We start from the raw sequence: 19,992 nt of genomic DNA, 5'->3' as shown, positions 1-19,992 counted from the left end.
CCGGCTCGTCGCCGCCTGCGCCGGTGACGCATGCGATTCGCTCTTCGGCAAGAAGCCGGATGTTGCGGCGGATTTTTTCAAAGCGCATTTTTGATAGGCCAAAGTGCTAGGCGATAAGCCTTCCCGGATTCCGTAACGTGATCGAAAGCGCAAAGGAATAGCGCTGCAAGTCAATAAACCTAGGAGGAGATTCGGAATGGCGAAAACCGCTTTGCGTGCAGATTTAATCTATCGGACATCTATCGTTGTCGCCATGATGGCAGCATCGGGAGCCGCTTATGGCCAGACATCGGCTTCGGCCCCGGCCGCAGAGCCAAACAGTTCCATCCTGACCGCATCGTTGTTGGCCCAGTCCGCACAGGACGATTCCGGCGCCGCAGAGCCGGCCAGGGATGTCGCGCAAAGCGGCGGCGTTCAGGCGATCGTCGTTACCGCCCGGCGGCGCGAGGAATCGGTTCAGTCCATTCCCGTCTCCGTCCAGGCGATCACCGCAGAGGAAATCGCGGCACGCGACCTGAGCAGCCTCGAGAAGATCGCGGCCGCGACCCCGAATTTCACGATCGCACGTTCCTCCAACGGAGCCGGCGCACAGCTGACCCTCCGCGGCATCGGCTCTTCCGCCACCTCGATCGGCATCGAGCAGTCGGTCGCCATTGTCGTCGACAGCGTCTATTACGGCCAGGGCCGGATCATCAACGAAGGCTTTTTCGATCTGGCGCGGGTCGAGGTGCTGAAAGGGCCGCAGTCGCTGTTCTTCGGCAAGAACGCGACCGCCGGCGTTATCTCGCTGACCACCGCCGACCCCGGCCTGGACCCGGAATATATCGGCCGCGTCGGCTATGAATTTTCCGCAGAGCGGGCCTATGCCGAAGCGATCGTATCGCAACCGCTGACCGACACTTTGGGTATCCGCGTCGCCTTGCGCGGCTCGCGGATGTGGGGCGGCTATTACGATAACGAGCAGCAGACCATCAGCTATCCGACGCTGGACGTCGCGACCGGCAATACCAATCCCCATACCGCCGCTCCGGCCGCTTCCGAACAGCCCCAGGAACGGGAGCTGATCGGCCGCGTCACCCTGAAATACGAACCGGACGACCGGCTGACCGCCAGGCTGAAGGTCTCCGGCACCTATAACCGCACCGCCGGCAATGGCTGGAACTATGTGGCGATCGATTGCCCGACGGGCCAGACAACCAATGCGCCCAACTATCCTTGCGGCAAGAATTTCACGACCCACCAGAATGATTTTCCCGTCGATATCGCGCAGGATTATCCGTTCGCGCGCGAGGACGGCGGACTCTACAACACCTATAAATCCTGGTCGGCCACCGGTACGCTGGAATATGCGCTCGATGACATAACCATCAGCTCAATCACCAACTACAACTGGAACAACAACAAGTTCGCCTGCGATTGCGACTTTCTCAGCGCCGGTGTCTGGGCGACGGAAAACGCCAGTTATCATGCCTTCAGCCAGGAACTGCGAGCGCTCACCGACTTTGACTCTCCGGTCAACCTGATGGTCGGCGCGCTGTACCAGAAAACCCGGCGCGATTTCTACCAGGCGGTGATGTTCGCGAATCTGGAGGATTCGACCGCCACTCCGGGAAATCGCTACGTCGCTTATTCCAAGGAATCACGGACCGACGGTGAAACGCTATCCGGCTATGGCCAGGTGATGTGGCAGATCACTCCGACGCTCGAAGCAACCGGTGGCGTTCGCTATATTTATGAAACCAAGGACAGCACCTTCACCCAGCCCTATGTCAACCTCGGCTTGCAGGGCCTGTTCGTCCCCGAAAGCGCGGCTGTCAACGGCACCATCTTCGGCGACCAGACGTTCAAGGACTGGTCTCCCGACTTCACGCTGCGCTGGACACCGACCGACGATCTGATGCTCTATGGTGCCTATCGCGTCGCCTATAAGTCAGGCGGCTTCTCCAACAGCGCCATCAACTCGGCGCTGTCGGCCAATCCTGCAACCGACCTCAGCTTCAATCCTGAAAAGGGCAAGGGTTTCGAATTCGGCGTCAAGTCGACGCTGGCCGACAATCAGCTGCAGGCGAACCTGACCTATTATAATTACAATTACACCGACCTTCAGGTCGACTTTTTCAACTCGCAAATCTTTGCCTATATTACCTATAATGCCGGCAGCGCGCGTTCGAAAGGTGTCGAACTGGAGCTGGAATATGCCCCTTATTCCATTCCCGGTCTCAGGCTGCGGGGCAATCTGAACTACAACCAGGCGCGCTATGAAGATTTCATCGCGCCTTGCTACAGCGGTCAATCGATCGCTGCCGGCTGCTCGCTCACCGTTGCCGGCGTTCCTTCGCAGGACCTGAGCGGGGTGCCGACAGCGGTTGCACCAAAGTGGACGGGCACGGCAGGTATCGCCTACGAAACGGAAGTGTCGACCAACCTGAAGCTGGGCACCAACGTCGATATGCGCTATAGCGGATCCTATATCGCCTCGAGCTTTGGCGACAGGGCAACGACACAGTCGTCCTACGCTGTTCTCGATGCAGGCATCCGGATCGGAGCAAGCGACGACAGGTGGCAGCTGGCGCTGATCGGCAAGAACCTGACCGACAAGTTCTACTTCACCGGTGGCGGCACCGCCCCCTCGACTGGTTCCGGCACCGGAACCGCGGCGGCCGTGCGCGGTGATGCGCTCGGATATGGGGCCTTTCCCCGCACGGTGAGCCTGCAGGCAACGGTCCGCTTCTGATCGGAACAGAATATTCCGAGCCATGACGGAGATGATGATGATGGCGACGAAAACACGATATGACAGGGCAGCGGGAGTCTCCCGCTGCCCTGAACCCGGCCCGGGGCACTGTCCTTCCGCGGCCTTCATCGGACCGGCACCGGAACTGCCGGCATATGTTTCTCCCCCTGCGCCAGACGCGGGGCGCCAGGGACCCAATTCATAGCGGAGCATGCAGTATGACCTCAGCCGAAACCACGACCACCGCCTCACGCTCGCGTGACCAGCGGATTTCGGACATGCTGGACAAACAGGACTGCATCGAGCTGGTGCATCGCATGGCCCGCGCCATCGACCGCTGCGACGCGGAGCTGGTCGGGGAACTCTTTCACCCCGACGCGACCGATGATCACGGCAGCTACAAGGGCAGCGCAAAGGACTTCGTGCCCTGGGTGATGGACGTGCTCAAGGGCATGAATCGCACCCAGCATATCATCGGCAATATCCTGATCGAACTGGACGGTGACACCGCGCAGGGAGAAAGCTATTTCATCGCCCACCATTCCATTCCCGCCGAGGATGGCACCGACAATTTCATGATCGCCGCCGGTCGCTATCTCGACCGGTTCGAGCGGCGCGACGGCGCTTGGCGGATAGCCCATCGCGGCGCGGTCTACGATTGGAGCAGCATCAACCCGTCCACGGATATCTGGGATCGCGCCAATATGCCCGACTATGGCTTCGGGACCCGCGGCGAAGCAGACCCATCCTACCGGCATTTTGCCGGTCAGCCGTCATCATGATGCCAGGACGGCCCAACCGGAATATTGAAAGGAGATAATCTATGTCTACCGTCATCAACAAGGAAAAGGCCGACGAGGCCGTTCGCACCAGCACCGCGAAACTGCGCGACCCGGAGTTTCGCAACACGCCGATCACCCCCGACCGCTATATTTCCAAGGAATGGGCCGATAAGGAGTGGGACAAGATCTGGACCAAGACCTGGCAGATCGCCGGGGTGGCAGCCCAGCTGCAAAAGGCGGGCGACTGGATCACCGCCGATTTCGGGCCCGAGACAATCGTCTGCATCCGCGGCGAGGATGGCGAGACCCGCGCCTTCTACAATGTCTGCCAGCACCGCGGCATGCCGCTGGTCACCGGCGAACAGGGCAATGCCTCGGGCAAGCGCCTGACCTGCCCCTATCATGGCTGGGCCTATGAATTCAGCGGCCGGCTGAAGGCGGTCCCCGACGAAGCGGATTTCATCCAGGGCTCGCCCTGCGGCAAGCTCAACCTGGTTCCCGTGCAGTGCACGATCTGGGCTGGCTTTGTCTGGATCAACATGGACGAGAATGCCGTGCCGCTGCGCGAATTCCTCGGCCCGATTGCCGAGCAGATCGAGACCTATCCGATGGACAAGATGGTCCGCACCCACTGGATGACGGTCGAGGGCAATTTCAACTGGAAGCTGATCCAGGACAATTTCAACGAAAGCTATCACGTCCCGTTCGTCCATCCGCAGACCAAGTTCGTGATGGAATATTCGCATCACCACTGCCAGTTCGATCTCTATCCCCAGGGCCATGCGCACATGATCATGCCCGGAGCTGGGCCGACCAAGACGCTGCGCGGCGGCGAGAAGGAAACGCTGGAGCAGCTGGCAGAGGAAATGGAATTCTGGGGGCTGAACCCCGACGATTTCCGCAAGGGCAAGACCGGCGAGATCCGCGCGGCGCTGCAGAAGGCCAAGCGGGAACTGGGCGCCGAGAAGGGCTTCGATTTCTCCAGCTATCAGGATTCGCAGCTGACCGACCACTGGCACTACACGATCTTCCCGAATCTCTCGTTCAGCCTCAAGCCGGACGGCAATATCTGGCTGCGCGCGCGGCCGCATGAAAGCGATCCGCAGAAATGCTATTTCGACATGTGGTACATGACCCTGTTCCCAGAAGGCACCGACCGCTATTATTCGCAGAGCATGGCTGAATGGGTCGACGTCTCGGTCCCCGCACCGCATGTCCAGGGCAAGGTCGACGAAGTGTCGATGGGCCCCGGCATCGACCAGGATGTCGAAGTCTGGGAAGTGCAGCAGCGCGGCCTCAACTCGCGCGGCTACAAGCGCGACTATCTCGCCTGGCAGGAACGCCGCCTGCGCTTCTTCCACGAGAATCTGGAACGCTGGATGGCCGACTAGCTAGCGACAGGCGAGCGGGACGATCGTGCGAGGATAAAGCATATCGATCCGCTCGCCCGCACCTTGCTCGCGGGGTCCGGACCTAGAGCTTGTCCGTCGCAATGCCCCGCGCCAGAATGCCATTGGCGATCTCGGCAATCTCGACCGCCGATTTTTCTTCCGACCAGATGCCATAGCGCAGGCCGAGGAAGACGTTCATCCCCATGATGGCCCAGGCATGGGCTTCCTCCAGCGGCCCCCGGAAATCGCCGGCGGCGCTGCCTTCCTGCAGGCGTTCGTGGATACGGGCGGCCGTCTCCTGATAGTGCAGCCGATAGCTGTCGGGATCGACAAATTCCGCTTCGTCGATGATCCGGTAGATTTCCTTATGCTCGCGGGCAAAATTCATGAACGCCTCGAGCGCCAGCCTCTCCCGCTCCAGCGCATCCTGCCATTCGGTCATGGCGCTGGCGGCATGGCTCTTCACCCGCGCGCTCATGTCCTTGACCAGGGCGCTGAACAGCTCGTCCTTGGAATCGAAATAGGTATAGAAACTGCCCAGCGCGGTGCCGGCGCGCTGTGTGATGCCGGTGATCGAGGCTTCGTGAAAGCCCTTCTCGCCAAATTCCAGCGCCGCGGCATCGAGCAGCTTGCGCTTGGTCTTCAGCCCCCGCGCAGTGCGCGGGTGCTTGCCATTCGACTCGGTGGGTTCGTTATATTCAGTGACCATAATGTCACGGCTAACCGCATTTAACCGGATAAGCAAATTTCTAAGTTGAACTTTGATTCATGTTTCAATATAGCGCCCTCCACGACCCGGAAATCCCGGGCAGATATTCAAGGAGGATGCCATCATGAAATTCCAGCACACCGTAAGCTATGCAGCCATCATCACCGGTCTTGCCGGTGGCCTGGTCGCGCCAGCCACGCTCCATGCCCAGACCAGCGAGTCCGCAGAACAGGGATCGGACGACGGGTTTATCGTCGTCACCGCTCGGCGGCGCGAAGAACGGCAGATTGATGTGCCGATCGCCATCACCTCTTTCTCGGCCGAAAAGCTCGAGCAGCAGGGTGCGATCGATATCACCGACATCGGCCAGACCACGCCCAACACCACGCTCGAGGCCTCGCGCGGCACCAACTCGACCCTGTCCGCCTTCATTCGCGGCATCGGCCAGCAGGATCCGGTCTCGGGTTTCGAACAGGGCGTCGGCATCTATCTCGACGATGTCTATCTCAACCGGCCGCAGGCTGCCGTGCTCGACATCTATGACGTCGAGCGCATCGAAGTATTGCGCGGACCGCAGGGCACGCTCTACGGCCGCAACACGATCGGCGGCGCGGTCAAATATGTGACCAAGGCGCTGCCGCAGGACCCGTCGTTCAAGGCGCGGGTCACCTATGGCAGCTATGACCAGGCCGAAGCCGTGGTCACCGCCAGCATGCCGATTTCCGATCTGGTGCGGATCGGCGCTTCGGGCGCTCGCCTGTCGCGCGGCGGGTTCGGCACCAATCTGACCACCGGCCTCGAAAATTACAACAAGGACATCTGGGCCGCGCGCGGCACCGTCGAACTGGGCGGCTATGGCGAGCCGGTGCTGATCCGGATTTCCGGCGACTATACCAAGGACAAGAGCAATCCGCGCGGCGGCCATCGCCTGATCCCGGGGGCCGTGTCCGGCGCGCCGGTGCTCGACGATGTCTTTGACACGCGCGGCGGCCTCAACGATCCGGTCCAGGATATCGAGGCTTATGGTCTGGCGATGAATATCACGGCCAATCTCACCGATAGCGTCACCTTCCGGTCGATCAGCGCGTGGCGCAAGGACGACACCGCCACGCCGATCGATTTCGACGCGCTGCCCGCGGTCGATCTCGATGTTCCGGGCCTGTATCTGAACGAACAGATCAGCCAGGAATTCCAGCTGCTCTACGAAGGCGACAAGCTCAATGGTCTGGTCGGCTTCTATTATCTCGATGCCAAGGCCGACACCCTCTTTGATGTCCGGCTGTTCACAACCGTCCCGGGACTGACCGCCTTTACCCAGGCCGACGTCGATACCGAGACCTATGCGGTCTTCGCCGACTTCACCTATGATTTCACCGAGCAACTGAGCCTCTCGGTCGGCGGGCGCTATACCTGGGACGAGCGCACCGCCAGCATCCTGCGGCAGAATTATGTCGGCGGCGGATCCCCGACCTTCGGCGGCGCGGGCATTCCGGCCGGCGCACCGGCCACCGATTTCGACGGCAGCGCGAACTTCAAGAAATTCACCCCGCGCGCGTCGCTGAGTTTCAAGCCGACACCCGATCACAATATCTACGCCAGCTTCTCGCAGGGCTTCAAGGGCGGCGGTTTCGACCCGCGCGGCGTCGGCATCAACGCACCGACCAGCAACACCAGCGGCGGCCCGAGCGATGACGAAATCGCCGCGTTCCTGAGCTTCCGTCCGGAATCGGTCGACAGCTACGAAGTCGGCTACAAGGGCAGCCTGCTCGACGGCGCGCTTAATTTCGCGCTCGCCGGTTTCTATTCCGACTACAAGGATGTCCAGATCCCCGGATCGGTGGCCTGCACCGTAGGCGGCCAGCCCTCCTTCTGCGGCGTGATCAACAACGCCGGCAAGGCGACATTAAAGGGCGTGGAACTCGAAGCAAGCGCGCGGCTCGGCCGGGACATGCTGGCCAGTGGCGACCGCGTGATGCTGTCCGGATCGCTGGGTTATATCGACGCCGAATATGACGAATATATCACCAATATCACCCCGACCACCGGCCCGAATGCCGGCGTTCCGGTACCAACCGACGTTGCCGAATTCCGTTCGGTGCAGAACACGCCGGAATGGACCGCCAGCGGAACCTTCTCCTATTCCGCACCGGTCGGGGAAGGCGATATCTATTTCGGCACCACCCTCTCCTATCGCAGCAAGGTCAACCAGTTCGAAATCGCCAATCCCTATATCGACCAGAAGGGCTATGCCCTGTGGGATGCCAATCTCGTCTACAACGCGCCGGACAAGCGCTGGAGCATTGGCCTGCACGGCAAGAATCTGACCAACAAGCGCTACAAGACATCCGGCTATACCTTCGTAGCCGCCGATCCGACGACGGGCGTGATCATTCCCGGAGCCAACGGCCAGCCGATCCCGACGCTGGGACCCGAAGGCACGCTGACCGCCTTCTACGGCAATCCGCGCCAGGTCTTTGTCACCGCCGGGGTGAAATTCTGACCGGCGCCTAGGCAAGATTGATGCAATATGCCGATCATTTCTACCGGAGCGCGGACGACCGGCTGAACCTCTACGCCCGCATCTATGATGGGGACGGCCCGCCCTTGCTGCTGATGCACGGCCTCACCCGCAACAGCGGGGATTTCGAGGGGCTGGCGGAGCATCTTGCCGGACGCCACAAACTGATTGTCCCTGACCAGCGCGGTCGGGGACGGTCGGACCATGACCCGGACTCGCAAAATTACACACCGGCCGTCTATGTCGCAGACATGTTCGCGTTGATCGACGGGCTCGATCTTGGCCGTCTCGGCCTGATCGGCACGTCGATGGGCGGGCTGATGGCGATGATGATGGCGGCGAAGGCGCCGGCACGGTTCGACAGCCTCATATTGAACGATATCGGCCCGGCGGTGGAAGCCGCCGGCCTCGACCGGATCCAGAGCTACGTCGGGGCCAGCGGCCCGTTTGACAGCTGGCAACAGGCTGCCGCCCATTGCCGGGATGTGCATGGCGAATTCTTCAGCAACTATACGGCGCAGGATTGGCTGGCCTTTGCCCGCCAGCTCTGCAAGGAACATCCCGATGGAACGATATCCTTCGCCTATGACCCTTCGATTTCCGACGGCCTGTCCGGCAGCGAACAGACGGTGGTGCCGGCTGATCTCTGGCCGGTCTGGGACCAGCTGTCGGCGTTGCCGGTACTGGTGATCCGGGGCGCGATGTCGGATATCCTGTCTCCGGCCACGGTTGCCGACATGCAGCGCCGGCATCGGGGGCCATTCCGCGCCGTCGATATCCCCCACCGCGGCCATACGCCGATGCTGGACGAACCGGATGCGCTGGCCGCGATCGACCGCTTCCTGGCAGATTGGAAAAGCTAGATGGCCGTTCCCTTCCCCGGCAAGGCCCGCATTACCTCGCCCAATATCGCGCTGGCCATGCTGCTGCTGGTCTATATCTTCAATTTTGTCGACCGCCAGATCCTCGCGATCCTCGCCGGCCCGATCCAGGCCGATCTGGGCCTGAGCGACACCCAGATGGGGCTGCTCGGCGGAGTCGCCTTTGCCCTGCTCTATTCGACGCTGGCGGTGCCGCTGGCCTGGGTGGCGGACAAGACCAGCCGCAGCTGGGTGATCACCATTTCGCTGGCGGTCTGGAGCGGCTTCACCGCCCTGACCGGACTGGCGCAGGGTTTCTGGTCGATCTTTCTGACCCGGCTCGGCGTCGGCATCGGTGAAGCGGGCGGCGTGGCACCCTCCTATGCCGTGATCTCCGACCATTTCCCGAGCAGCAAGCGGGCGCGGGCGCTGGCCATTTATTCGCTCGGCATCCCGCTCGGGTCGGCCACAGGCGTGATCGCGGGCGGCTATATCGCCGCGACCGTCGACTGGCGGCTGGCCTTTTTCGTCGTCGGCCTGGCCGGGCTGGCGATCGCACCCCTGTTCAAATATTTTGTGCGGGACAAGGCCAGGACACCGGCGCCCGCAGGGCAGCCCGTGGCCACCTACAGCTTCATGGGCACCGTGCGTCTGCTGGCCGGCAAGCGCGCCTTCTGGTTCCTCGCCTTCGGCGCCGCTTCCAGTTCGATGCTCGGCTATGGCATTGCCTTCTGGCTGCCCAGCCTGCTGCAGCGCAGTTTTGGCCTCAGCCTGATCGACACTTCGCTGTTCTTCGGCGCGATCCTGCTGATCGGCGGGGTTGCCGGGGTGCTCGGCGGCGGCATGCTCGGTGACTGGCTGGGCAAGAAAAGCAAGGCCGCCTACGGGCTGGTGCCGGCAGCAGCCTTCCTGCTGGCGGTGCCGCTGTTCGCCGCCGGCATCATGAGCGGCTCGGCGACAATCGCCTTCATCCTGTTCCTGATCCCGCAGGCGCTGGCCTATGTCTGGCTCGGCCCGGTTTTATCGGCGATCCAGCATCTGGTCCCGGCCGATGCCCGCGCCACCGCCTCGGCGCTGTTCCTGCTGATCAACAATCTGATCGGCATCGGCGGCGGCATCTTCTTCCTCGGCGCGCTGTCCGACCGCCTCGCCCCGATCTACGGCGAGGACGGGCTGCGCTACTCGATGCTCTATTCGCTGACCTTCTATGGCATAGCGGCGCTGCTGATGGCGCTGGCGGCGGGGCCCCTGCGACGGGAATGGATCGCGGAGGACTGATCTGGAATCCTCCAGCCGGATGCCCACCTACCCCCGCTACCGCCTGAAAAACCCGGCCGTCACCTCGTCCATCGGGAACATCAGTTCGATCCGCGTTTCTCCGGCCCTGATATCCTGGACCGATCCGAATTGCGCGATCACGGAAAACAGCGAGAGCCGCACCTCGCCGACCTGGAAGATGGTCGGGATCACCGCCTGGTTGAGATTGATCGACGCCATGTCGGCCCGCCGGACCCGTTCGTGGGCCGCAAGCCGCCCGGCCAGCGCCGACAGCTGGGCGTCGCCGCCCAGTTCCAGGATCTCGGTGCGCAGCCGCGACAGGGTCAGCACCGCCACCTCGTCCCAGTTCTCGATCAGCGCGAGTCCGGCGCTGGCGATCAGGATATCGATCAGGTTCGCGGGTCCGCCGGGGGCAGCCAGCGCGACAATCATCTCGGCACCCGGATTGCTGGCGACAATGTTCCAGTGGCGATCGATGGCATAGCCGGGGAACGGATCATGATGCTCCAGCATCGTCGCGATCGCCTGGTGCACCGGCGCCAGTTCCGACGCATCGTCGGACAGGCTGGGGTAGACCGGCGCAAAGCCTGCGGCATTGAGCGCCTGATTGGCGGCAGGACGCGGCAGCTGCAACGCTTCCGACAGGCGCAGCACCATCGCCCGGCTGGGATTGGCACGCCCCGATTCGAGAAAGCTCAGGTGGCGCGCCGACATCTCCGCCTCGAGACTGAGGTCGAGCTGGCTGAACCGGCGGACCTTGCGCCAGTCCTTCAATATCGCACCAAATTCCGACGGCATGATCCTGTTCCTCGTGCTGATCCGGGTCGAGCCGCTGATAGCATGAATTCCGTCGCGTGCACTTACCCGGCAGGTAATTGTTTTGCCGCCAACCGCATGGTCTAACGATGCCGAAACCTCAACAGGAGCAGATCATGTCACCCCAAGCCACTGGCCGTTATATCCGCATCGTCGGCAGCTTTTCCCTTCTCGTCGCGATCCTGTTCGCGCTGGCCGGCGTCAACGACTTCACCGGCGCCAACGATCTCTTCTTCCGCCTCGCGTCTTCCGGCGGCAATGGCGTCGCCGGTCTGGACACGGCGGAAGCGCGGCTGGCGATGGCGATTGCCGGCGGCGTGTTCGGCGGGATGATGGCGATGTATATCTTCATCACCGCGCCGGGCGTCGAGCAGGGCAGCGACCTGATCCGCAAGGGCTCGATCGCCACCTTCCTGGTCTGGTTCGCGATCGACAGCGGCGCATCAATGGCCTCCGGCAACCCGTCGAATGTCCTTCCCAATGCCGTGTTTCTGGTCGTCTACCTGACGCCCCTGCTGCTGGTGAAACGTCCGGTTTGAACCCATGTGCTCCGCACGGGATGCGGAGCTCCGGAGGTTAAAAAGCAGCCCGCCCGGCCAGGCTCCGCGTCCCGTGCGGCCCACATTTCCGCCCCTAGCCGCGCCCGTTCACATCCTTGACCCACGGCCCGAACGGCGAACCGCCCAGCATTGCCACCTGCGTCTGCGCGCTGACCTGATTGATCGCCGTCTGTGGCTTGCGGCCGGGATGGACGGGCAGCCGCAGCGGCCGCTTGCCCGGTGCCATCGCGATCACGTCCGCAATCGCCCGCGGCACGTCCTTGGGATCGGTCGAGCCGCCAGTGTTGCGCAGCGCTCCGTCGACCAGCGCCTGATAGGCGGCCTTGCGCTCGCCGTCGGCGCCCTCCAGCATCGCCATCGTGTAGCGGTTGCCATTTTCCCAGATTTTCGTCGGATAGCCGCCCGGCTGGACAATGGTAACGTCGACGCCGTGCGGAACCAGTTCATAGGCCATCTGCTCGCTCATCGATTCGACCGCGAACTTGGTCGAACTGTAGAGACCCATGCCCGGCACCATCACCCGGCCCAGCTGCGACGAGACATTGACGATCAGTCCGGATTTCCGCGCCCGCATCTTCGGCAGAGCGGCGCGCGCGACCCGCTGGTAGCCCATGACGTTGGTGTCGAACAGCCGCTGCATCATCGCCATGTCCTGCAGCTCGACCGGCGCGCCGGTGCCGATGCCGGCATTGTTGATCACGACATCCAGCGCGCCGCCACTCAGCCGCTCCGCCTCGGTCACAGCCTTGCTCACCGATTCGTCGGACAGCACATCCAGTTCCACGATCGTGATATCCAGCTCCCTTTCGCGGGCGATATCCGCCAGCGCCGCCGCTTCGGCGCGCGGCAGGTTGCGCATCGTCGCAAACACCTTCGCGCCGCGTTCGGCGTAGAGCACGGCGCCCAGATTGCCGAAGCCGGAAGAACAGCCGGTGATCAGCACCGCCTTGCCGCTCAGGTCCGGCATCTCTTCGCCCGCAGCGGTGGCCGGCCCGCTGGCCAGCGCGAAACCGGTGGCAGTAGAGGCCGCAAGCAGCTGGCGGCGGTTGAGGGACATCTTATTATTTTTGTCAGCCATGAGGGGACTCCTAAATACCATATCCGCTGCTACACTAGCATGAATCCCGCCACATGGTGAGACGGATATACAGGAGAGCGAGATGCGGATTGCCAAAGCCAGCGAAGCGATCGGCGCGACAATCGAGGATGTCGATGTCACCCGGCTGAGCGACCAGGATTTTGCCGCGATCCGCCAGGCCTTTCTGGATCATGGCGCGCTGTTCATCCGCGACCAGACGCTGACCCCGGAGGAGCATATCGCCTTTGCCCGGCGCTGGGGAGCCATCGATCTCAACCGCTTCTTCCAGCATCGCGAGGGCTATCCGGAAATTGCCGAGGTCCTTAAGGAGCCCGATCAGCAGCTCAACATCGGCGGCGGCTGGCACACCGACCACAGCTATGACCTGGCTCCGGCGATGGGTTCGATTCTCTACGCGCTGGAAATCCCGCCGGTCGGCGGCGATACCCTGTTCGCCGGCATGGCCGCTGCCTACGAGGCGCTGGACGACGAGACGAAGCAGCGGATCAGCGCGCTGAAGGCGCGGCACGGCAACGCCCATGTCTTCGGCAAGGACAGCAAGTACCGCAAGGCCGTGGGCGAGCGCTACACGAACGCCGACCAGGCCGGTCAGACAGCGGTTCACCCGGTGGTGCTGACCCACCCCGAAACCGGCGCCAGGGGGCTCTATGTCAATCCCGGCTTCACGCTGGAAATCGTCGATATGGATCCGCAGGAAAGCCGGGCGCTACTGCAGCAGCTGTACGACCATATCGGCCAGGACCGATTTCACCACCGCCACAAGTGGCGCGCCGGCGACCTGGCGATGTGGGACAACCGGGCGACCTGGCACTATGCCCTGAACGACTATCAGGGACACCGCCGCTATCTCAACCGTATCACCATCGAGGGCGTGGCCCTGCACTAGCCGCGCGGATGATCAGCCGGCCGGAAAGCGCTCCCGCGTCCGGTTGGCAAAGGCGACCAGCGACAGCATCACCGGCACCTCGACCAGCACGCCGACCACCGTCGCCAGCGCAGCGCCGCTGCCCAGTCCGAATACGCCGATCGCCACCGCCACCGCCAGCTCGAAGAAATTGGACGTGCCGATCAGGGCGCAGGGCGCCGCGACATTGTGCGGCACTTTCCAGGCCCAGGCGGCGGCATAGCTGACCAGGAATATGCCATAGCTCTGAATGATGATCGGCACCGCGATCAGCGCGATCAGCAGCGGCCGGCTGACGATGGTCTGCGCCTGGAAGGCGAACAGCAGCACCACCGTGACCAGTAGGCCGAGCACCGACAGCGGCTTGATCCGCCCGGTAAAGGCGGCCACCGCCGCCTCGCCGTCGCTCGCCCGGGCGAGCAGCGCCCGCCGGGTCAGCGCCCCGGCGATCAGCGGAATGACCACATAGAGCAATGTCGAGAGCAGCAGCGTCTCCCACGGCACCGCGATGTCGGTGACGCCGAGCAGCAACGCCACCAGCGGCGCGAAGACAAAGATCATGATGATGTCGTTCACCGACACCTGCACCAGCGTATAGGCCGGATCGCCTTTGGTCATCTGCGACCAGACAAAGACCATCGCCGTGCACGGCGCCGCGCCGAGCAGGATCAGGCCAGCAATATATTGCTGGGCATCACCCGGCGCCATCAGCCCCGCATAGACATATTGGAAGAACAATACCGCCAGCGCCGCCATGGTGAACGGTTTGACCAGCCAGTTGACGATGATGGTGATGACCAGCCCCTTGGGCTTGTCGCCGATATGCCGCAAGCTGGCGAAATCGACGCCGACCATCATCGGATAGATCATCGCCCAGATCAGCACCGCGACCACCAGATTGACCGAGGCATATTCCAGCCCCGCGAGCAGGGCGACCGCATCGGGCGCGATATTGCCGATGACGATGCCGGCGATGATCGCCGCCGCGACCCAGACCGACAGCCATTTTTCAAACAGGCCGAGCCCCGCCGCAGCGGCGGAATCAACAGGTTGCGTTGCCATGATCAGGCCCCAGCCTTTTCCGCGCCGATGTCGGCGAGCCGGTTCTGCAGGCTCATCTTGTCGATACTGTCGAGCGGCAGCGCCAGAAACAGGCTGATCCGGTTATACATCATGCGATAGGCCTCGGTGAAGGCAGCTCGCTTCTCCGCCTCCGATCCGGTCACCGCGGCCGGATCGGGAATCCCCCAATGGGCCGACATCGGCTGCCCCGGCCAGACCGGGCAGGTCTCGCCCGCGGCATTGTCGCAAACGGTGAACACGAAATCGAGCTGCGGCGCATCGGCGCCGGAAAACTCGTCCCAGTTCTTCGAACGCAGGCCTTCCGTGGGATGACCCAGTGTCTTCAGCAGATCGAGCGAATAGGGATGCACCGCGCCGGCCGGGTTGCTGCCGGCGCTATAGGCGTTGAACCGCCCCTCGGCTTCCTTCTGCAGGATCGCTTCCGCCAGGATCGAGCGGGCGGAATTGCCTGTGCACAGGAACAGCGCATTATAGACCCGCTCGCTCATGACAGCGCCGCTTTCGACGGCGCGCAGCAGCTGTTTTCCGATGCATTGGCCGACACCGCCGACAGTTCCGGAGAATCGCCATAGACCACCGATTCGCCGTTGGTGTAAAAGGCTTCCCAGACGACCCCGTCCGGATCGGCGATCCAGCTTTTTTCGGATTTGGCGTAGCAGCAGGTGGTCTGCCCCTCTTCCAGCACCGGCGCATCGGCCTGGCGCAGGCGACCAAAGACCTGCTGCAGTTCCTCCGCGCTTTCCGCCTGGATGCCGAGATGTTCGATGCCCTTGGTCGCGTGATTTTCCGAAGAGATCGCAAAATTGACCCGCGGATCGTCGAGCATCCACTTGGCATAGTCGCTCTTCGTCACCGTCGGTTCGGCATCGAACAGCGTGGAATAGAAGCGGATCGAGGCATCGAGATTGTCGACACCGACATGAATATGCATGCGTTTCATGGACAGAGCCTTTCAAGCTGGCTGGAAAGAGGAGCGCAATCGTCGCCGGAACAGCAGTTTTCCAGCAGATAGGCGATCAGCGCGTTCATCGCCGCGAGATTGGCGCGGTAGATGATCAGACGGCTGTCGCGCGTGGACGAGACCAGGCCGGCGCGCGACAGCACCGACAGGTGGGAGGACATGGTGTTTTGCGGAACATCAAGCCGCCTCGCGATCTCCCCCGCTGGCAGTCCCACCGGTTCGTGGCGCACCAGCAGCCGGAACACCTCCAGCCGGGTATTCTGCGCGAGCGCGCCGAGAGCGTCTATTGCATCGACCATATCCATATATCTAAAATTATAGATATATGGATATGGTGTCAAGCGGCAAGAATATACGCCAAGCCCCGCCGCTGCCTGGCCAGACAAGCGACCCTTGTCGAAACCCTCCGCTCCGATTAGAGACCTGTGCAAATATCCCTTTTCCGATGGAAATCCCAATGACCCTGATCGGCCCCGCCTCACACAGCTATTTCTCCCAGCGGCTCCGCCTGCATTATGCCGACTGGGGCAATGAGGACAAACCGCCGCTGATCCTGCTGCACGGCGGCAAGGACCATTGCCGCAACTGGGACTGGACGGCGCAGGCGCTGCGCGACGACTGGCATATCATCTGCCCCGACATTCGCGGTCACGGCGACAGTCAGTGGAGCACCGACGGCAATTATGCGCCGATGGCGATGGTCACCGATCTCGCCCAGCTGATCCATCAGCTCGACCTGTCCCCGGTCACCATTGTTGCACACAGCATGGGCGGCAATATCGCGCTGCGCTACACCGGCCTCTATCCCGACACGGTGCGCAAGCTGGTGGCGATCGAGGGGCTTGGCCCCGGCCCGGAAATGCTTGCCGAGCGCGAGAAAATCGGTCCGCTGCAACGAGTGCGCAATTCGATCGAGGAAAAGCGCAAGGCCGCCGGCCGGCAGGTGAAGCGCTATCCGACCTTCGACGACGCGCTGAAGCGGATGCAGGACGCCAACCAGCATCTGTCCGACGAACAGGCCCGCCACCTGACCACCCATGCGGTGATCCGCAACGAGGACGGCAGCTACAGCTGGAAATTCGACCCCTATGTCCAGCACTGGGACAGCATCGATCTCAGCCAGGAGGCGATCCAAGAATTGTGGCGCAATATCAGCTGCCCGACCCAGCTGCACTACGGCGCCGACAGCTGTGCCAGCAATCCGGAAAAGGACGGCCGGATGCAATATTTCGGCGACAATGTCTCGGTGAAGGAGTTTCAGAAAGCCGGCCACTGGCTGCACCATGACCAGTTCGAGCTGTTTGTGGAAACGCTGAACGCATTTCTCTAGAAACCCGACCTCCTCGACCAAGACATCAGCCTGCGCGCCCGGATACCGGCCGGTGCCCGTCGCAAGGCGGGATTGTCGGGAGACGCAAGCCTTCTCCCTTAAGGGAGAAGGATACGAAATCTTGCCGCCAGAGCGTCAGCGAAAGCGGCTAGATGGAGTTGGATGAGGGTGCTCCGCTACCTGGTTGCAGTGCCACCACAGTCCGGTACACCCTCACCCGGCTACGACCAAGCTGCCAAGTCTGTACAACCCTCTCCCGCACGGGAAAGGGAAGCGTCACGAAATCATCCCCTGAAGCGTCGCGATCCGGTCCGCTTCCTCGGCCGGCTTGTCCTTGCGGATCCGGTGGATCCGCGGAAAGCGCATGGCGAGGCCGGACTTGTGGCGCTTGCTCTCGTGGATCGAGTCGAAGGCGACTTCCAGCACCAGCGACTTTGCCACCTCGCGCACCGGCCCGAACCGGTTCAGCGTATTCTGCCGGACAAAGCGGTCGAGCCATTTCAGCTCCTCGTCGGTGAAACCGGAATAGGCCTTGCCGACCGGCAGCAGCTCGCCATCCTCGGTCCAGCAGCCGAATGTATAGTCGGAATAGAAGGACGCGCGCCGGCCGTTGCCGCGCTGGGCGTACATCATCACGCAGTCGGCGTTGAGCGGGTCGCGCTTCCACTTGTACCAGTGACCGGTGACCCGGCCGGCGAGATAGGGGCTGTCCCGGCGTTTCAGCATCACCCCCTCGATTGCTGCATCGCGGGCGCCGGCGCGCATCGTCTCCAGCGCCGTGAAATCGTCGACCTCGACCACCGCCGACAGGTCGAAATGGTCGGGGTTTAGCTTGGGAACAAAGGCTTCCAGCCGCTTGCGGCGTTGGTGCCAGGGGAGCAGACGCAAGTCGTCATCACCGTCCATCAGCAGGTCGTAGACCCGGACAAAGGCGGGAAAGTCCTGCCGCATCTTTTTCGGCACGGTCTTGCGCCCCAGCCGCTTCTGCAGCGCGTTGAAACTGGCCGCCTCGCCGCCCTGATCGGTGCCGCGCACCAGCAGTTCGCCGTCGATCACGCCGTCGCGGTCAAAGGCCTCGACGATATCGGGAAAGGCAGCACTGATATCGTCGCCGCCGCGGCTGTAGAGCCGGGTCTCGCCGCCGAGATGCACTGCCTCGACGCGGATCCCGTCCCATTTCCACTCGACCGCATATTCGCCCAAATCCAGACTGTCGCCCTCGAACGGGTGCGACAGCATGAACGGCCGGAAGAAGGGCGTGGTCGACAGGTCGGGCCGCTGGCCGCCCTCCTCCGCCCAGCGGAACAGGGCCTCATAGGGCGGGTCGAGCGCGTGCCACAGCTCCTCGACATCGTCGATACCCACGGCGAAGGCCTGCGCGAAGGCGGTCTTCGCCAGCCGCGCCGACACCCCGACCCGCATCCCGCCCAGCGCCAGCTTGAGCATCGCATAGCGGCTGTTGGCATCCATGGCATCGAGCAGCGACGCGACGACGTCGGGCGCGGTGGCGCGGGTGGTGGCGGACAGCGCCTGCACCACCTCGTCCACCGTCGGATCGCTCTGCTCCCCGTCCGGCGCGTCCGGCCAGACCAGCGCCACGGTCTCGGCGGTATCCCCGACATGATGGCGCGACAGCCGGAACAGTTCCGGGTCGATGCGGGTGCCGGCGAGATTGCGGACGGTGGCGGCCTTGACCGCCGGAAAATCGATGCTGTCGGTTAGCGCCGCCAGCGCCCAGCCGCGATCGGGATCGGGCGTGGCGCGCAGATAGGCAGCGATCGCCGCCAGCTTGGCTTTGCGCGAGCGGGTGTAGATCAGACTGTCGACCAGGGCGGCACAGCGGCGCATCAGCCGTCGTCCCCGTCTTCGCGGCCGATCATCGCCAGCGCCCGCGCCTTGATCTGGTGCAGCTCGCACCAGCGCAGCAGGCCGTCCTCGCTGCCATGGGTGATCCAGGTCTCGCGCGGCGCCAGTTCGCGGATCGTGCCGGTGAGTTCGTCCCAGTCGGCGTGGTCGGAAATCACCAGCGGGATCTCGACCCCGCGCTGCCGGGCGCGTCCCCGCACCCGCATCCAGCCGGAGGCCATCGCGGTGATCGGGTTCGGCAGCCGCCGACTCCACTTGTCGATCAAGGCCGATGGCGGGCAGATGATGATCTGGCCGCGCATATCCTCCTTGTCCGTGTCCATCACCAGCCGCAGTTCGCCCAGCGATACGCCCAGTTCCTCGTACAGTTCGCACATCCGCACCATCGCGCCGTGCAGATAGATCGGCTTGTCCCAGCCGGCGCGGCGCAGCTCGGCGATCACCCGCTGCGCCTTGCCCAGCGCATAGGCACCGACCAGCAGGCAATGATCCGGCTCGGCCTCCAGCCGGGCAAATATCTTGTCGAGCTCGCCGGCGATCGGCGGGTGCTTGAACACCGGCAGGCCAAAGGTCGCCTCGGTGATGAAGATGTCGCAGGGCACCGGCTCGAATGGCGCGCAGGTCGGGTCGGGCCGCCGTTTGAAGTCGCCGGTGACCACCACCCGCTCGCCTTGATATTCCATCAAGACTTGGGCCGAGCCGAGCACATGGCCGGCCGAGTGCAGACTGAACCGGACCCCGCCGCGCTCGAACCCCTCGCCATAGCCGAGCGGCGTTCCCGCCTCGGTGCCATAGCGCAGCCCCATGATCGCCAGCGTCTCCGGCGTCGCCCAGACATCGCCATGCCCGCCGCGCGCATGGTCGGCATGGCCATGGGTCACCACCGCGCTTTTCTTCGGCACGGAGGGATCGATCCAGATATCCGCCGGCCGCACGTAAATGCCCTGCGGATGCGGCTCGATCCAGTGTTTCGCTTTCGCCATCATGGGATAGCGTATTGGCGGGGGAAAGGTTCCGGTCAACGGGAAAGGGGCGGGTTAGCGGCGCGGGCCGCCTGAAAAGCCCCTCCCTTCAGAGGAGGGGTTGGGGTGGTGGCGATGC

General features: G+C 63.1%; 18 protein-coding genes. 9 read left to right on the top strand and 9 right to left on the bottom strand.

Going from position 1 to position 19,992, the window contains the following annotated elements; translation table 11 throughout:
* Positions 1-196 precede the first annotated feature (196 nt).
* From V7650_RS04995 to V7650_RS04985, 3 genes are all read left to right on the top strand, one after another.
* Entirely contained in the window at positions 197-2,734 is a 2,538-nt protein-coding gene (locus V7650_RS04995) for a TonB-dependent receptor (protein WP_335655144.1), read from the top strand.
* Between the two features lie 218 nt (positions 2,735-2,952).
* Positions 2,953-3,516 carry a nuclear transport factor 2 family protein gene (locus tag V7650_RS04990; protein ID WP_335655143.1) on the top strand — a complete coding sequence of 188 codons (564 nt, stop codon included), beginning with the start codon at positions 2,953-2,955 and terminating at the stop codon, positions 3,514-3,516.
* Between the two features lie 41 nt (positions 3,517-3,557).
* A complete protein-coding gene (locus V7650_RS04985; RefSeq protein WP_335655142.1) occupies positions 3,558-4,907 on the top strand; it encodes an aromatic ring-hydroxylating oxygenase subunit alpha in 1,350 nt (449 codons plus the stop codon).
* A gap of 82 nt (positions 4,908-4,989) precedes the next feature.
* Here the strand turns inward: V7650_RS04985 and V7650_RS04980 are convergent, their stop codons facing one another.
* Positions 4,990-5,616, bottom strand: coding sequence for a TetR/AcrR family transcriptional regulator (locus tag V7650_RS04980; RefSeq protein WP_335655141.1), 627 nt, complete (start codon positions 5,614-5,616; stop codon positions 4,990-4,992).
* 124 nt (positions 5,617-5,740) lie between these two features.
* On the opposite strand from V7650_RS04980, the gene V7650_RS04975 reads away from it, so the two are divergent.
* The 3 genes from V7650_RS04975 to V7650_RS04965 are packed head-to-tail and all read left to right on the top strand — an operon-like array spanning position 5,741 to position 10,272.
* A complete protein-coding gene (locus V7650_RS04975; RefSeq protein ID WP_335655140.1) occupies positions 5,741-8,116 on the top strand; it encodes a TonB-dependent receptor in 2,376 nt (791 codons plus the stop codon).
* Positions 8,117-8,136: 20 nt separating this feature from the next.
* Positions 8,137-8,997 (top strand): alpha/beta fold hydrolase, encoded by an 861-nt coding sequence (locus V7650_RS04970; RefSeq protein WP_335655139.1) that lies wholly within the window; start codon positions 8,137-8,139, stop codon positions 8,995-8,997.
* On the top strand, positions 8,998-10,272 hold the full coding sequence (locus V7650_RS04965; protein WP_335655138.1) for a spinster family MFS transporter: 1,275 nt from the start codon (positions 8,998-9,000) through the stop codon (positions 10,270-10,272).
* 36 nt (positions 10,273-10,308) lie between these two features.
* Here V7650_RS04965 and V7650_RS04960 read toward each other — a convergent pair whose 3' ends face one another.
* On the bottom strand, positions 10,309-11,070 hold the full coding sequence (locus V7650_RS04960; RefSeq protein WP_335655137.1) for a helix-turn-helix domain-containing protein: 762 nt from the start codon (positions 11,068-11,070) through the stop codon (positions 10,309-10,311).
* Between the two features lie 134 nt (positions 11,071-11,204).
* Here V7650_RS04960 and V7650_RS04955 point away from each other — a divergent pair, with 134 nt between their 5' ends.
* Entirely contained in the window at positions 11,205-11,627 is a 423-nt protein-coding gene (locus V7650_RS04955; protein WP_335655136.1) for a hypothetical protein, read from the top strand.
* Positions 11,628-11,721: 94 nt separating this feature from the next.
* Here V7650_RS04955 and V7650_RS04950 read toward each other — a convergent pair whose 3' ends face one another.
* Positions 11,722-12,726 (bottom strand): SDR family oxidoreductase, encoded by a 1,005-nt coding sequence (locus tag V7650_RS04950; RefSeq protein ID WP_335655135.1) that lies wholly within the window; start codon positions 12,724-12,726, stop codon positions 11,722-11,724.
* Between the two features lie 82 nt (positions 12,727-12,808).
* On the opposite strand from V7650_RS04950, the gene V7650_RS04945 reads away from it, so the two are divergent.
* Entirely contained in the window at positions 12,809-13,633 is an 825-nt protein-coding gene (locus tag V7650_RS04945; RefSeq protein WP_335655134.1) for a TauD/TfdA dioxygenase family protein, read from the top strand.
* 12 nt (positions 13,634-13,645) lie between these two features.
* Here V7650_RS04945 and arsB read toward each other — a convergent pair whose 3' ends face one another.
* Genes arsB through V7650_RS04925 form a run of 4 tightly spaced genes read right to left on the bottom strand, consistent with a single transcriptional unit; the run spans position 13,646 to position 16,000 of the window.
* Positions 13,646-14,713 carry an ACR3 family arsenite efflux transporter gene (gene arsB / locus V7650_RS04940; RefSeq protein WP_335655133.1) on the bottom strand — a complete coding sequence of 356 codons (1,068 nt, stop codon included), beginning with the start codon at positions 14,711-14,713 and terminating at the stop codon, positions 13,646-13,648.
* 2 nt (positions 14,714-14,715) lie between these two features.
* Complete coding sequence (locus tag V7650_RS04935) at positions 14,716-15,222, bottom strand: arsenate reductase ArsC (protein ID WP_335655132.1); 507 nt, start codon at positions 15,220-15,222, stop codon at positions 14,716-14,718.
* Positions 15,219-15,674, bottom strand: coding sequence for an ArsI/CadI family heavy metal resistance metalloenzyme (locus tag V7650_RS04930; RefSeq protein ID WP_335655131.1), 456 nt, complete (start codon positions 15,672-15,674; stop codon positions 15,219-15,221). The genes V7650_RS04935 and V7650_RS04930 overlap by 4 nt, the downstream gene beginning before the upstream one ends.
* Positions 15,671-16,000 (bottom strand): ArsR/SmtB family transcription factor, encoded by a 330-nt coding sequence (locus V7650_RS04925; RefSeq protein ID WP_335655130.1) that lies wholly within the window; start codon positions 15,998-16,000, stop codon positions 15,671-15,673. The genes V7650_RS04930 and V7650_RS04925 overlap by 4 nt, the downstream gene beginning before the upstream one ends.
* A 152-nt stretch (positions 16,001-16,152) precedes the next feature.
* Between V7650_RS04925 and V7650_RS04920 the strand changes: the two genes are divergently transcribed.
* Entirely contained in the window at positions 16,153-17,025 is an 873-nt protein-coding gene (locus tag V7650_RS04920; protein ID WP_335655129.1) for an alpha/beta fold hydrolase, read from the top strand.
* A gap of 276 nt (positions 17,026-17,301) precedes the next feature.
* On the opposite strand, the gene V7650_RS04915 is transcribed toward V7650_RS04920, so the two are convergent.
* Together V7650_RS04915 and V7650_RS04910 are read right to left on the bottom strand one after the other, a co-directional pair.
* Positions 17,302-18,873 carry a cisplatin damage response ATP-dependent DNA ligase gene (locus tag V7650_RS04915; protein ID WP_335655128.1) on the bottom strand — a complete coding sequence of 524 codons (1,572 nt, stop codon included), beginning with the start codon at positions 18,871-18,873 and terminating at the stop codon, positions 17,302-17,304.
* Positions 18,873-19,874, bottom strand: a complete 1,002-nt coding sequence (locus tag V7650_RS04910) for a ligase-associated DNA damage response exonuclease (protein ID WP_335655327.1) — start codon at positions 19,872-19,874, stop codon at positions 18,873-18,875. Before V7650_RS04910 ends, V7650_RS04915 begins: the two co-directional genes overlap by 1 nt.
* Positions 19,875-19,992 lie beyond the last annotated feature (118 nt).

This window comes from Parasphingorhabdus sp., assembly GCF_036964565.1.
Lineage (GTDB): Bacteria > Pseudomonadota > Alphaproteobacteria > Sphingomonadales > Sphingomonadaceae > Parasphingorhabdus.
Note: the sequence above shows the minus strand (reverse complement) of the source record. Positions and strands in the feature narration are given on the sequence as shown.

Excerpts from the sequence above, each read along its gene's own strand:
- V7650_RS04995 (WP_335655144.1), top strand. The coding sequence starts at position 197 with ATGGCGAAAACCGCTTTGCGTGCAGATTTAATCTATCGGACATCTATC.
- V7650_RS04990 (WP_335655143.1), top strand. The coding sequence starts at position 2,953 with ATGACCTCAGCCGAAACCACGACCACCGCCTCACGCTCGCGTGACCAG.
- V7650_RS04985 (WP_335655142.1), top strand. The coding sequence starts at position 3,558 with ATGTCTACCGTCATCAACAAGGAAAAGGCCGACGAGGCCGTTCGCACC.
- V7650_RS04980 (WP_335655141.1), bottom strand. The coding sequence starts at position 5,616 with ATGGTCACTGAATATAACGAACCCACCGAGTCGAATGGCAAGCACCCG.
- V7650_RS04975 (WP_335655140.1), top strand. The coding sequence starts at position 5,741 with ATGAAATTCCAGCACACCGTAAGCTATGCAGCCATCATCACCGGTCTT.
- V7650_RS04970 (WP_335655139.1), top strand. The coding sequence starts at position 8,137 with ATGCAATATGCCGATCATTTCTACCGGAGCGCGGACGACCGGCTGAAC.
- V7650_RS04965 (WP_335655138.1), top strand. The coding sequence starts at position 8,998 with ATGGCCGTTCCCTTCCCCGGCAAGGCCCGCATTACCTCGCCCAATATC.
- V7650_RS04960 (WP_335655137.1), bottom strand. The coding sequence starts at position 11,070 with ATGCCGTCGGAATTTGGTGCGATATTGAAGGACTGGCGCAAGGTCCGC.
- V7650_RS04955 (WP_335655136.1), top strand. The coding sequence starts at position 11,205 with ATGTCACCCCAAGCCACTGGCCGTTATATCCGCATCGTCGGCAGCTTT.
- V7650_RS04950 (WP_335655135.1), bottom strand. The coding sequence starts at position 12,726 with ATGGCTGACAAAAATAATAAGATGTCCCTCAACCGCCGCCAGCTGCTT.
- V7650_RS04945 (WP_335655134.1), top strand. The coding sequence starts at position 12,809 with ATGCGGATTGCCAAAGCCAGCGAAGCGATCGGCGCGACAATCGAGGAT.
- arsB (WP_335655133.1), bottom strand. The coding sequence starts at position 14,713 with ATGGCAACGCAACCTGTTGATTCCGCCGCTGCGGCGGGGCTCGGCCTG.
- V7650_RS04935 (WP_335655132.1), bottom strand. The coding sequence starts at position 15,222 with ATGAGCGAGCGGGTCTATAATGCGCTGTTCCTGTGCACAGGCAATTCC.
- V7650_RS04930 (WP_335655131.1), bottom strand. The coding sequence starts at position 15,674 with ATGAAACGCATGCATATTCATGTCGGTGTCGACAATCTCGATGCCTCG.
- V7650_RS04925 (WP_335655130.1), bottom strand. The coding sequence starts at position 16,000 with ATGGATATGGTCGATGCAATAGACGCTCTCGGCGCGCTCGCGCAGAAT.
- V7650_RS04920 (WP_335655129.1), top strand. The coding sequence starts at position 16,153 with ATGACCCTGATCGGCCCCGCCTCACACAGCTATTTCTCCCAGCGGCTC.
- V7650_RS04915 (WP_335655128.1), bottom strand. The coding sequence starts at position 18,873 with ATGCGCCGCTGTGCCGCCCTGGTCGACAGTCTGATCTACACCCGCTCG.
- V7650_RS04910 (WP_335655327.1), bottom strand. The coding sequence starts at position 19,874 with ATGGCGAAAGCGAAACACTGGATCGAGCCGCATCCGCAGGGCATTTAC.